The organism is Tamlana crocina, assembly GCF_012037625.1.
On sequence record NZ_JAAVJS010000005.1, the window covers coordinates 64,842 to 78,417 of the forward strand.

Sequence of the window (13,576 nt, forward strand, 5' to 3'; positions counted from 1 at the left end):
AAGAAAATCCTTTTTGTGAGGCACGATCAAAAAGATTGCAACGCAAAGCCCGACCCCGATTTTTTCGGGGGCACGCCCAAAACATTAAAAATTTGATTTAATTTTACATTTATGAATGCAAACGAACCTTTAGCAGAACGATTACGGCCAAAAACCTTAGATGAATACGTAAGCCAAAACCATCTGGTGGGGCCTAATGGCTCGTTAACGCAGCACATAAAGCAAGGTTTAGTGCCTTCAATGATTTTTTGGGGTCCTCCCGGAACAGGAAAAACCACTTTGGCCAATATTATTGCCACTGAATCGGGGCGACCATTTTATACTTTGAGCGCCATAAATTCGGGAGTAAAGGACGTTCGGGACGTGATTGATAAGGCTAAAAAAAACGGCGGCCTCTTCACCACAAAAAACCCAATTCTTTTTATTGATGAAATACACCGGTTTAGTAAATCGCAACAAGATTCACTTTTGCAAGCGGTTGAAAAGGGTTGGGTAACCCTTATTGGCGCCACCACCGAAAACCCAAGTTTTGAGGTTATTTCGGCATTACTGTCGCGCTGTCAGGTATACATTCTCAATGCCTTTAACAAAACCGACTTAGTGACTTTATTGAAACGTGCCATTGAAAAGGACGAATTCCTCAGCAAGAAACACATCGAACTTAAAGAAACCGATGCCCTTTTAAGGCTCTCTGGTGGCGATGGTCGCAAACTGCTCAACCTTTTTGAACTCATAGTCAATGCGTTCAACACCGAACCTATTGTAATTACTGATGACGCCGTATTGCAACGCGTGCAAAACAACACGGTACGTTACGATAAAACCGGCGAACAGCACTACGACATCGTTTCTGCGTTTATAAAATCCATTCGCGGCAGCGACCCCAATGGCGCCGTTTATTGGTTGGCCCGAATGATAGAGGGCGGCGAAGACGTAAAATTTATTGCCCGTCGCTTACTTATTTCGGCCAGCGAAGATATCGGCAACGCCAACCCCACGGCCCTGGTTATTGCCAACAACACCTTCCAAACCGTAACTACCATTGGCTACCCCGAATCGCGCATTATTCTGAGCCAGTGCACCACCTATTTGGCTTGTTCGCCCAAAAGCAATGCCGCCTACCAAGCCATTGGCAAAGCCCAACAACTGGTAAAACAAACAGGCGACTTAAGCGTTCCGTTAGAGATTCGCAACGCACCAACCAAACTCATGAAAGAACTCGGTTACGGCGATAACTACAAATATGCCCACAATTACGAAAACAACTTTGCCAATCAGGAATTTCTGCCCGACGAAATAAAAAACACCAAACTTTACGACCCCGGGAACAATACTCGGGAAAATGCGCACCGCGAGTTTTTAAAACAGCGCTGGAAAGACAAATACAACTATTAATTTCATTTTGGGCGCTACCCCACCCTTCGGCCCCGACCAAAGCAAATGGGGTCGGGCTTTTCATTCCAAGTCCTCGCTCGTTCCTCGCTATGGGCTTTCCATTACTCCCGATAGCTATCGGGACCCTAGCGCAAACCGGAACTAAAAAAACAGCATTGGAATAATTTTTGATTACATTTACAGTAAAACGGTCGTTATGAAACTTCTAAGCTCCATACTGTTACCCCTTCTTTTTATAGCTTGTGCTCCCATTCGGGTAAATTACGATTACGACAAGCAAGCTTCATTCAACAATTACAAAACCTACCAATATTACGGCGACATGGAAACGGGTTTGAGCGAACTGGATACCAAGCGCCTTTTGGATGCCATCGACGCCCAAATGGCAGCAAAAGGTTTCTCTATTTCCAAAACCCCCGACTTTTTTATCGATATAAAAAGTGCAGAATACCAACAACCTCAGCGCAGTACGGTGGGCGTAGGATTAGGTGGAAGCGGACGAAACGTTGGCGGTGGTATTTCAATTGGAATTCCCGTTGGCCAGAGCAATGTAAATAAACAGCTCACCATCGATTTTGTTGACGAAAACAAAAAACAACTCTTTTGGCAGGCCGTTAGCGAGTTCGATTTTAATCCTGCAGCAACCCCATTAAAAAGGGAAGAGACTTTTAAAGCAGTTGTTACAAAAGTGCTTTCAGAATATCCGCCCTCCAAGTAAGCATCCATATTTTATAAATATCATAACATTTTTAATGCTTTGGTCTTTTATTGATTTTGTAGTTTTACCAAAAACGATAGAATTATGAACGAGATAAAAAACAAAGTCGCCTTAATAACAGGAGGATCTAAAGGTATAGGTTTTGGTATCGCGGAAGCATTTTTGGCTGAAGGGATAAACGTAGCCATTACCAGTAGAAGTGAATCAGCTGCAAATGAAGCTGCTGATTTATTAAATAAAAACAACACCACAAAAGCCCAAGCTATTGGCCTAAAAGCCGATGTTAGAAACTTCGAGAGCCAAGAGAATGCCGTAAAAAAGGTTATCGCCCATTTCAATCAGTTGGATGTGGTCGTGGCCAATGCTGGGTTGGGACACTACGCCAGTATTGAAGATTTAAGCCTTGAACAATGGCACGAAACTATCGATACAAACCTTACTGGTGTGTTTTACACCATAAAATCGACAGTAGAAGCTCTAAAACAATCAAAAGGGTATTTCATTACCATTTCCAGTTTAGCGGGCACTAACTTTTTCGCCAACGGTTCGGCCTACAATGCGAGTAAATTTGGGTTGACCGGATTTACCCAAGCCGTTATGCTCGATTTAAGACACCACGGCGTAAAAGTGAGCACCATTATGCCTGGATCGGTATCTACATATTTTAATAACCGAACGCCTGGTGAAAACGACGAATGGAAAATACAAATTGAAGATATTGGTGAATTGGCGGTCGATTTATTAAAGATGAACCCTAGAACCTTGCCTAGTAAAATTGAGGTTCGCCCTACTATGCCACCAAAAAAATAATTAATTTTTAACTATCTTTTTTGTAGTTAAAAGCACATTATCGGAATAAAAACGGGCCATATATACGCCCGTTTTTAGTTTTCCGAGGTTTAATTGCTGAAGCCCATTATTTTCAACAGACAATGATGTTATTGCCCTCCCGTCCATTCCAATAATATCAATTTTTAAAGTTTGGCTATTACTGTTTTCAAACTTAAAATGAATTAGGTCACTCGCTGGGTTGGGATACATTAAAATACTTAAACTGTTTTCGGTGCTTGTAATCTCTTCTATGCCCAAGGTAGAATAATTAATGGTCCAAGTAACTGTATTAATGTGCAAACTTTCGTGGTTATCAACTTTTACGAAGGTGCTGCCATCGTGCACCGCGGCAGTCAATGTGTTTTCGCCTTCAACTAAATCGGCCGCTTCCACTGCAACACCGTCAAGGGAATTTGAAAAATGGGTTGCATTTAAAGTCCATTCCGTTTCCAAAGTATTTGGAATGGTCTCAATTAAATTCAGTTGAAACTCCATCGGGAAACCAGAGCCTTCAACCGTACTCGAAACGGGAGCATACCCTTCAATGGGAGAAATTAATTCATGTACTTTTTCAACCATGCCTTCTTTACACACCGAACAAAACGGGTAACCCAAATAGCGCATTTTACAAGATTGGTGTGGTCGGTACCATGCAGCAGGCGTACCAGAGCTTCCGTAAGCATAAATCCCAATATTGTTTAAACCCATCCAGTTTTTCCATTTTACTAAATTAGGATTAGATTCTTGGGTCATGTTTATGGCTTCTGCATAGTACACATCGGGCACGAGGTACTCATCTTTTAAATAGAACATGGAATGCCCAAGTTCATGAATGGCTATTTCACTAGAGTTGGCGTGAGTTGATGCAATTGGGAACTCACCACCCGTTCCCCCATAGGTTGGGGTGTTTACCAGAATTAAAGCCTGGTCATAACTCGGAAAATTATCCGCCAACACGGATCGGATTTTAGCTTCGGCCGTTGCTGCGGCAGCATAGTCAATACCGTAGTACAAATACCTATGATAACCAAAAGCATCGAAGGTTGCGTTAAAATAGGTATCTACAAACACTGGCGTACTTCCTGATTCATCCACATCAGATGCTGTGGCAGGGTGGTCTGCCCCACTTTCGTTCGAAGGTACTTTTATGGCGTAAACATTGAAGTAATTGGCGTATTCCTTAAACGGACTTTGACTAAACATGGCATCGCTAAATACCGTAACATCGGTAATAAACTTTGTAAATTCTGAAGTTTGATAACCCTCACTCAACACCACTAAATTAATGCGGTATTCGTTATCTCCTGAAATCTTTATGGGCTCCACATCAAATACCTGCGAAAATGAATGCCATCCCATTAAAAAGCAAATTAACCCACACAGTAACTGTTTCATTCTTGGTTGATTTTAGTTTGGATTAAACTTTTGTCTTCGGAAAATGGTTTTATTGAAATCTGCTTGGTTTCTGGGTGGAGCTGCATTCTAACAGAAAACGTTGCTTCATCCAAATTAAGTGTTTTAGTTTGAAGTCCCTTTGATTCATCCGCAAATTCCAAAGTTTTTCTTAAAGGATTTTTTATGAGCATTCGGCTGAGCAGTCTATGGTCCTTATCCAATTGAACCACCTCTAAGTCGCCTTCCTGCCCTGCACCATCAAATCGCTTTTTCAAACGGCCTTCACGAACCAAATGGTTAAGATGCTCAATTTCAATTTTTCCGTCAGCACGTTTTTTCACTTTATAGTTTAAAAAAATAATGCTGTTGCTTTTTTCAATACCATCTGAAACATTGGCCGCATACTTTCTACCCGCACAAGACAGACAAATCAACACCATCAAACCGAAAAATGAAACGGTTTTTATAATTCTATGGGGCAGAATGCATTTCACGACAGACTCAAGATTTTCACAAAATTAAGGATTAAAACCTTGAATCGGTTTGAAAAACACCAGTTTTGAGTCGGTTTTGGGTATATAGAACCGTTTAACGATAAGCGAACCCTATTTTACGTTTACCCGAACGCCTTCGCTATGGCTACTAAACTCGGGCGCATACATACTTTGTATGGTGGTGATGCCGTTGCTCATGTTACCGGCGTTGTTTATCCGCAAATCGTACTCAAAAACGTAAATGCCTTTGGGCAAATAATCGAAAAAGAAATTAGTACTGGCGTCTTTGGTGCTTTCGTAATAGCCCAAACCATCCTGCCATTTATATTTGCTTATTACGTTTACGGGCTCCAATCCGGCAGCACGCATGTCTTTCATGTGGATGAATTCCATGTTTCGATCGCTACGTAATTCAATACGCACACGCACCAAATCGCCCACTTTTAAATGAGTGTTTTCTGTGATTTCTGAAATTTCTTCACCCGCATCGGTATTCTTCTTCAAAAAGAGTTTTTTCTTCAATTTCAAAGGCGTTTCGGCCGAAGTAATTTTATCCAAATCCTCAAAATACTGCCAATACAGAGCACCCCATGCAATGCCTTCTTCTTTTTTAGACATTTTAACCTCGGCCATTTCAGGTTTTATTTCCCCAGTATTCCATGAGGTTTTAAAATAGCCCGTTCCAGCTTCCACTTTTACGTTTTCTAGTTTACTAGGTTCAATTTTCTGTCCGCCTAAAACCACATCAACCATGTCGGTTACACTTAACCAATCGTTCCCTTTAAGCAATAAGGCATAAACGGCTTCGGTGGTAGCTTTAGTGGTTTTCCAACTATTGGTCTGTTTGTTTTTTAGCAACCATATTTTTAGGTTGTCGATGGTTTCGAGGTTCTTTTTCTGCGCTTCGACTGCGCTCAGCGAGACATGAATTGATGCCCCCGCTTCCGAAAACACTTCAACCATCAACGCCTGGGTTTCAATCGGGGCTTGGTACCAAAACCACGAATTGGTGTTGCTTTTCCAGTACATGCCCAATTCTTCGGAAGTTATACTCGTTTCTAACAATGATTCTAAAATTTTGGCAGTGGTTTTTTCATCTTTATTTCTGTGTGAAACCAAAGCCATCAAACCTTTGGCATACAAGGAACGTTTTAACCAGTATTTTTGAATTTGTGTTTGATAATACTCGGTAACTTCCTCCACTTCCTTCGATTTCTTGATCTCCGGAAAAAAGCTGCGCATGTACAAATAGTGCAATTGCGTGTAGCTTAAATGGTCTTCGTTTAAATCCACTTTGGCATCGTATTTTTTGATGTCTTTATATTCTTTTATGAATTCTGAATCGAGATAGTTGATGGCTTTTTCAATCATAGATTCTTCGTCGGAGCCTGTCCTAAGCGCAGTCGAAGGGCTCAGGGTGACACCGAGTTTAGAAAGGTGCCCAAACCCTGAAATAATATATTGGGTAATGTATCGGTTTTCGTAACCGCCATTGAACCACGCCCAAGCGCCCGACGGCATTTGATTGTTTTTCAGTTTTCGTAAAGCCGATTGCAATTCGTTGTTCATTTTGTTTAAATCGAACAAAAGAGCGATACGTTTTTTCTGTTCGGCTTCACTTTGCGCGTCCCGTAACCAAGGGGTTTCTTGAATGAGAATGGACTTTAATTCCTCGTTTTTTTCAAGGTTAGAAATTAGTGCGTCTTGAGATTTCCATTGGTTGAAAACTTCCTGAATCCTCGGATTGGAATTCGCAATATGGCTCGCCAAAGCGTTGGCGTAATATCTGCTGAAAGTCTGTTCATTACACTCATACGGATACTCCATTAAATATGGCAAGGCCTGCACGGCATACCACGCTGGATTGGAGGTCATTTCCAAAGTCAGTTTATGATGGTCAAGTGTGCTTGAAGTCACATTCTTCAACTTATCCAAAACAAAGGTTCGGGTTTCGTTGCTCTTAACCCACATGGGTAGACTTTCGGTCACCAACATACGATTGCTTATAACCGGAAGTGCATTTTGTTCGCCATCACTATAATTGCCTGCTTTAGCAACTATTTTGTATTGAACGGCATCAACGTTTTCGGGAACGTTTAAGTTCCAATAGACTTGGGTGTTGCCGTTAGATGAAACTGAAAACGTCTCGACTCCGCTCGACGTGACAAGCCTTTCATTAATTTCCTCACCCGAAATGGCATCGGTTAAAATAATCTTCGCTTGCCCCGATAACGGTTTATCAGTTAGGTTGGCAATTTTTGTACTGATGGTGATTTGGTCGCCGTGGCGTAAAAAACGGGGTGCGTTGGGAATGACCATCAATTCCTTTTGAGTTACGGTTTCCAATTGGGTTACGGCACTTTCCAAAGTTTTGGTATGCGCCAGCAATTGCAATTTCCATTGGGTTAAAGCTTCTGGGGTTTTAAAACTGAAGCTGACGTTGCCCGCTTCATCGGTTTGCAACTTCGGAAAGAAAAAGGCAGTTTCCTGTAAATTCTTTCTAATTTGGATGTTATCGAAATGGGACTCTGTATGATTCGAATCAATTTCTTTATCATTTGCACTCACGCCTAACACGGCCAGTTCATCCAATTGAGTACTATCATCTAATTCTGAAATCGCAACTTCTTCTACTTCCATCTCATTCTCTACTATCTGAACACCAGCCACTCTTCCTTGTAACTTTCTTGCTATTCCATATCGGGGGTAACCAAAACTAAACCCAAACCAGTTCAGTTGGTCATAATCTTGTTTTGGGTAGCTCATGCGGATTTTATTATTATAAACTCTAAAGTTTCGTGTACCAAAACTATGGTGAGCTTGACTGTGGTTACGGGCATAATTTTGAGGCTGTTCTATGGGATTAAAACGCCAGAAATGCGACTTATACTGATCTAAGGAGGCATCGTACATGCTGGCCAACAACTCTGCACTCACTTTTTCACCTTGTGGTCCTTTTATTTTGAATTGCCAGGTTTCATCGCTTCCAGGTTGCAATTTATCACGAAACGTAAGCGTCTCGATTTTTAAATCGGTTTTGGGATATGGCACAGAAATAGGCACATTCCCCGACTGAAAGCTGTTGAACGCCGCAAAACTGTAATGCACTATAAATCCGCCTAAGTCACCTTTTTCAACAGGAATTTGGATGGTCTTTTTGTTGTTATTTAAAGTAACCTTTTCTGTTTTCTGGGTTTCCCCATCTTTTTCAATGGAAAGGGTTACCGTAATATTTTTGGCGGCCGATGCCAAAGTAACCTCTGCCATGTCGCCCACTTTATAGGTATCTTTATTAGCCGTGATACTGAACAATTGGTTATCGGCCAAAGTGTTATCGCTTTTACTATAAAGCGTAGTTTTTATTTGGTCTTTAACCAACTGCCCAAATTTATCTTTACTTTCCAGTTCAATGATGTACCGTCCCGATTCCCACTTTTTAATTTTTCCGAGACCGACCGTTTTCGAGGTTTCGGTATTAAACGTTTTCTCGAAAACCAATTCGCCTTTTTCCCAATTTTCCGGTTGGTGCTCATTGGTATAAGCTTCGTGGGGGAATAGTTTTTTGAATTCGGCTTTTGAAAGCATTTTATAATCGGGTGCCGGCCAAGGGCGCGGACGCAACACTGCATCCGGAGCTTTCAGTTTAAATATTTTAATATTGCCCTTTGCCGGAACAAACTCACCGTTAAGGTTTTTGGTTTCAATTTTTATGCTATGATTTTTATTCGTTTTATCCAAAACATTTGGCAATTCCATTTTTGCCAAAAACGCATGATACCCCACATTAACTATGGTTGTAGCACTTCGCGTTTCACCGTTTACATCGGTAACGTCGGCGGTGATTTCATAATTAAAAATGGGCAAACTACTTTTATTAACGCTGGTATCCGGAAGGGCTTTAAAGGTTATTTTGAACGCCCCATTTTCGTCGGTCATACTTTCTCCATGGATGATTTCCTGTGGCTCACTGTTAAACCAAGGGCGGTGCCAAAAGTACCATCTTGGGTATTGCACCTTTCGGTGAACGCGATACACCACCTTGGCATCGGTAATATTGCTGCCCGCATAGGCCATGGCCGTTCCTTTTACGGTTATGGAATCGTTTAGCCTGTAGGTTTCCGTAACGGGATTAAATTTCGTTTGGAACTTAGGGCGCTTGTATTCTTCCACAGAAAAATAATGCTCGGTATAAAAGTCCTCCTTATCACCATCAAATTCAATGTGATACTCACCGTTTAACCCGTTATTGGGCAATACAAACTCGCCTGAAACTGACCCAAAAGCATTGGTTTTAAATTCCAGTTCGGCAATTTCCTCACCATTTACATTATAGAGCGTGGCGTAAACGGGCTCGTTTGGCACAACTTCAGACTTCGTTTCGCTAGCTTTCATGGCAATGGCCTTAAAATATACAGTTTGGCCGGGTCTATAAATGCTCCTATCAGTAAACACAAAAGCCTTGTAGTTTTCTTCATCCTGCTCTCGATTATAAACCGAATCCAAGTAATAATCACCAAAATACCCCGTATCGTTACCATGGCTAATCTTAACTATAATATTCCGATAGCGGCCTTTCGATTTTGTTAATTTTATTAGCCCTTTTTCATCGGTCGCGTAGTTTTTTTTCGTGCTGCGTCTGTTATTGTTTTCGTAAAAAGTCAGTTCAACTTTAGCATTCCCCACCGGAGCTCCAGTGTTTCGGTTTATTACTTGGAATATTTTTTGTTTTGCCGTGTTGGTTTCCACCAAGGCCAAATCAGTCACTTGAATATTTGCATAACCAAACACCTCATCGTCATCTTCAACGTTTGTTAGAATGATGTATCTGCCATTATTAAATTTCGGAATTAAAACCTCGGTGGAATGCATTTGGTAATCACCCTCGTTCTTCAGTTGGCTTGCCCAAGACTCGACTACATTTAGCTTTTTTATGAATTTAAGCTGCTCGTCCTTCCTATATATTTTACTGAATGTTTTGAATTCATTTTCAGAAATGGAAAAGATTTTAAATTGCAGATTATTCAGGTTTTTATAACGCACCAACACTTTGGATGGCGATTGAATGGGCAGAAAATCTTCGGCCGTTATTTGAAGAGAACTAGCTTTTATTTGCGATTTTAAGGCTTCGCATCTTTTGGCAGCAATACTTTCCGGGAATTTTCCAATAACGCGATTGCATAATTCCAGAGCCTCCTTAGCTTTCCAACGGAAAGCTTCATCTGCCTTTGGTTGGTATTTTTGGCTTTGCTGAAAATAAATGGAAGCAATCTCAAAATCGTACAGACCGGAAGCTTCATGCGACTTTAAACGTTCACTTTCGGTTTTTAAAACTTTTAGTAACAAGGCTTCTTTATCTCCAAAAGTGGCATGGTTATTTACAAATTTTAACCTTTGAATATCAACATCGGCCAATGCTAATGGCGATTTGTACTTTAAGTGAAATTGAATTAAGTCTTGATAGATTTTTAATGCATTGAGTTGTAGCGAAACAGAATCTTTCGAGGTTATTTTTAATTCTGAAAACGTTTTGGCATCTCTCAAAAAGTCAGGATTGTCTACTTCAAATTTATAAGCGGGCTTCGTAATATAACTTTCGCTCGTTTTATAAAAACTGAGGGCTTGGTGGTTTAAAAAATCAAACAACGTAGGCCTAAAGGTTTTCGAACCTTTCGCTTCTTCCAATAAAACACTGAATTTGCTCAGTGGTTCCTGTTGCAGCATTAACCCGTTCTGTAATGAATTTTGAAAATGAAGATGAATTTCATCGAAAAGCGTTTGCAAATCCCAAGTTCTAAAATCAGAAGCCTGTCCTGAGCTTGTCGAAGGGTCGATCTTTTCGGCAGTTTTGGTTCGGTTGTAAAACTGATACCTGTTTTGGTTAAAATATTGCCAAAACATATTGGCCAATATGCTTTCTAAAACATTTTTTGTTGGGAATTCGCTAGTTTCAATCTGTTTTCTGAAGTCATTAACGATGTTCAATTGCGCATCCTCTTCCAAAACCAAGGCGAATTTACTTTTAAACAACATGGTTTTGATTAGTTGCGGTGAGTTTCCATCATTGGTAGCCCTTTCTGAAATTTCCTCAACTACTTTTAAAGCCGATTTTGGCAATCCTTCGGCTTCCAATTGCTCCACTTTGGCCCATAAATCGTTATAGTCGTTGGTTTGTGCGTTTAAAAATTGAGCGAAAAACAATATCATAAATAAGGGTAGTAAACGTTTCATGTATTAGAGGTTTAAAAGACCTTCCCGAATTTTTATCCAACGGAAATGCATCTATGTTTCATCAAAACTAGTTTCAAAAGACGTACCAAACCTTAATCGTTTACGTCCATCGAACATTTTATTGAGGGAATTTAGCCATTTTTTAAGTGAAGTAGAAACCCTAGCCATTAAATTATTGCCACAATTATAACTATTTTTGTTACCAGCCACCCGAACAAGCCAAGAATAAAAGTCAACTTTAATTTTTCAACAAAAAACCATGATTTACAGGATTTTACTACTATTACAACTTCCCCTTTGTGTTATGGGGCAAACCAGTTTAGAGCAGATTCCTTCGCTTATTGAAAACAAACAGTTTGAATTGGCAGAAAAACAGGTCGCCGAAGTATTAAAAACCAATCCTGAAAACTTAAAAGCTGTAGAATTATTGGGCGATGCTTACAGCCATCAAAAAAAATGGGATGCGGCCATCGAAGAATACAACAAATTGGTTGAAGCCGCCCCAAAAAACGCTAACTACCACTATAAATATGGCGGAGCCTTGGGCATGAAAGCCCTTGAAAACAAAATGAAATCTATCGGGTTTATTGGTGATGTAAAAGATGCCTTTTTAACTGCGGCCGAATTAGACCCAAACCACATGGGCGCTCGCTGGGCTTTGGTGGAACTTTACATGCAACTGCCTGGAATATTGGGCGGCAGCAAAACTAAGGCTCTCAAATTTGCTAATGAATTGGAAGCCCTGTCGAAAGTAGATGGCTATTTGGCAAAAGGCTATATTTATGAATACGATGACGAACCCGAACTTGCTGAAAAACATTATAAAATGGCGGTAAAAACAGGCGGTTCGTTGCTGTGCTACGATAAGCTCACTCAGTTTTACCTCGGGCAAAACCAACCCGAAAAAGCTCTTGCAAACCTATATGAAGCCTATAAAAAACATCAAAAGGAAAGTTTATTGAAACAAATTAAAGCTATAGAAGATAAACTTCAATAAAATTTTAAGGCCTTTGGTGAAGTGCAAAAAACAATCAATCCTTATATTTACGGCACACAAAACATTCTATGAACGTACATTTTATAGCCATTGGCGGTGCGGCCATGCACAACTTGGCCCTCGCTTTACATAACAAAGGATACCAAGTAACTGGCAGCGACGATACTATTTTCGAACCTTCAAAATCCAGATTGGAAGCTCAAGGCTTATTGCCTGAAGCCTTTGGATGGTTTCCGGAAAAAATCACCCAGAATTTAGATGCTATCGTTTTGGGCATGCACGCCAAGGCCGATAATCCGGAGTTATTGAAAGCCCAGGAACTGGGGCTTAAAATTTACTCGTATCCAGAATTTTTGTACGAACAATCCAAAAATAAAACACGTGTGGTAATTGGTGGCAGCCACGGAAAAACCACCATCACTTCTATGATTTTGCACGTAATGCACTACCATAACCGCGATGTAGATTATATGGTAGGGGCACAATTGGAAGGTTTTGATGTGATGGTAAAACTTACCGAAGAAAATGACTTTGTCGTTTTGGAAGGCGACGAATATTTAAGTTCGCCCATCGATAGGCGACCAAAATTCCACCTCTACAAACCCAATATTGCCCTGCTTAGCGGCATAGCTTGGGACCACATTAATGTATTTCCCACGTATGAGAATTATGTGGAACAGTTCAGCATTTTTGTCGATTCGATTGTTAGCGGCGGAAGCATTAATTACAACGAAGAAGACCCCGAAGTAAAACGTGTGGTTGAAGCCAGCGAAAACACCATTAGAAAAATACCTTACCACACTCCCGAATATACCGTTGAGGACGGCGAAACCCTTTTGGAAACCCCCGAAGGCCCATTGCCCATTGAAATTTTCGGAAAACACAACCTGAATAATTTGGCTGGTGCAAAATGGATTTGCCAACACATGGGCATTGACGAAGACGACTTTTATGAAGCCATTTCTACATTTAAAGGCGCGAGCAAACGCTTAGAAAAAATTGCCGAAAGCAAAAACAGCGTGGCCTACAAAGATTTTGCCCATTCGCCCAGCAAAGTAGAAGCCACTACAAAAGCGGTAAAGGAGCAATACAGCAACCGAACCTTAGTTGCCTGTTTGGAACTCCACACCTACAGCAGTTTAAATGCCGAATTTTTAAACGAATATAAAGGCGCTTTAGATGCTGCCGATGTGGCTGTGGTTTTTTACAGTCCGCATGCCGTTGAGATTAAAAAACTTGAAAAAGTAACGCAGGAACAAATTGCCAACGCCTTTCAGCGGGACGATTTAATCATTTATACCAACCCAGACGATTTCAAGAATTTCCTTTTTGAACAGAATTTCGAAAACAAATCACTTTTGTTGATGAGTTCGGGAAATTACGGCGGTTTGGATTTTGATGAGGTTAAAGGATTAATCGCATAGTTTTTGTCATCCGAGCGCAGCGTGGGAATCTGTTGGTTCATAGTTCTAATCAAAAGATTACCGCACTTCGACTACGCAGTGCAGGCCACACGTC

The 13,576-nt window shown here is 40.7% G+C and carries 8 protein-coding genes; 5 read left to right on the forward strand and 3 right to left on the reverse strand.

All coding sequences use genetic code 11. The features are described from left to right. The first annotated feature begins 111 nt into the window (after window positions 1-111). The 3 genes from HC176_RS04765 (at window position 112) to HC176_RS04775 (ending at window position 2,923) form a co-directional block, all read left to right on the forward strand. Complete coding sequence (locus tag HC176_RS04765; protein ID WP_167917034.1) at window positions 112-1,395, forward strand: replication-associated recombination protein A; 1,284 nt, start codon at window positions 112-114, stop codon at window positions 1,393-1,395. A gap of 196 nt (window positions 1,396-1,591) precedes the next feature. After that, complete coding sequence (locus HC176_RS04770) at window positions 1,592-2,113, forward strand: DUF4136 domain-containing protein (RefSeq protein WP_167917035.1); 522 nt, start codon at window positions 1,592-1,594, stop codon at window positions 2,111-2,113. Between the two features lie 84 nt (window positions 2,114-2,197). Next, complete coding sequence (locus HC176_RS04775) at window positions 2,198-2,923, forward strand: SDR family oxidoreductase (RefSeq protein WP_209309661.1); 726 nt, start codon at window positions 2,198-2,200, stop codon at window positions 2,921-2,923. On the opposite strand, the gene HC176_RS04780 is transcribed toward HC176_RS04775, so the two are convergent. The 3 genes from HC176_RS04780 to HC176_RS04790 all read right to left on the reverse strand — a co-directional run bounded on the left by HC176_RS04780 (window position 2,924) and on the right by HC176_RS04790 (window position 11,061). After that, complete coding sequence (locus tag HC176_RS04780; protein ID WP_167917036.1) at window positions 2,924-4,339, reverse strand: T9SS type A sorting domain-containing protein; 1,416 nt, start codon at window positions 4,337-4,339, stop codon at window positions 2,924-2,926. Further along, window positions 4,336-4,833 carry a hypothetical protein gene (locus HC176_RS04785; protein WP_167917037.1) on the reverse strand — a complete coding sequence of 166 codons (498 nt, stop codon included), beginning with the start codon at window positions 4,831-4,833 and terminating at the stop codon, window positions 4,336-4,338. The genes HC176_RS04780 and HC176_RS04785 overlap by 4 nt, the downstream gene beginning before the upstream one ends. A gap of 111 nt (window positions 4,834-4,944) precedes the next feature. Then, the gene (locus HC176_RS04790; RefSeq protein ID WP_167917038.1) at window positions 4,945-11,061 is read right to left on the reverse strand and encodes an alpha-2-macroglobulin family protein; all 6,117 of its coding nucleotides are present in this window, start codon (window positions 11,059-11,061) and stop codon (window positions 4,945-4,947) included. A gap of 259 nt (window positions 11,062-11,320) precedes the next feature. Here HC176_RS04790 and HC176_RS04795 point away from each other — a divergent pair, with 259 nt between their 5' ends. Next, the gene (locus HC176_RS04795; RefSeq protein WP_167917039.1) at window positions 11,321-12,058 is read left to right on the forward strand and encodes a tetratricopeptide repeat protein; all 738 of its coding nucleotides are present in this window, start codon (window positions 11,321-11,323) and stop codon (window positions 12,056-12,058) included. 68 nt (window positions 12,059-12,126) lie between these two features. Next, complete coding sequence (locus HC176_RS04800; RefSeq protein WP_167917040.1) at window positions 12,127-13,482, forward strand: UDP-N-acetylmuramate--L-alanine ligase; 1,356 nt, start codon at window positions 12,127-12,129, stop codon at window positions 13,480-13,482. The last annotated feature ends 94 nt before the right edge of the window (window positions 13,483-13,576 follow it).

Coding starts and splice junctions, on each gene's coding strand:
- HC176_RS04765 (WP_167917034.1), top strand. CDS start 112: ATGAATGCAAACGAACCTTTAGCAGAACGATTACGGCCAAAAACCTTA.
- HC176_RS04770 (WP_167917035.1), top strand. CDS start 1,592: ATGAAACTTCTAAGCTCCATACTGTTACCCCTTCTTTTTATAGCTTGT.
- HC176_RS04775 (WP_209309661.1), top strand. CDS start 2,198: ATGAACGAGATAAAAAACAAAGTCGCCTTAATAACAGGAGGATCTAAA.
- HC176_RS04780 (WP_167917036.1), bottom strand. CDS start 4,339: ATGAAACAGTTACTGTGTGGGTTAATTTGCTTTTTAATGGGATGGCAT.
- HC176_RS04790 (WP_167917038.1), bottom strand. CDS start 11,061: ATGAAACGTTTACTACCCTTATTTATGATATTGTTTTTCGCTCAATTT.
- HC176_RS04795 (WP_167917039.1), top strand. CDS start 11,321: ATGATTTACAGGATTTTACTACTATTACAACTTCCCCTTTGTGTTATG.
- HC176_RS04800 (WP_167917040.1), top strand. CDS start 12,127: ATGAACGTACATTTTATAGCCATTGGCGGTGCGGCCATGCACAACTTG.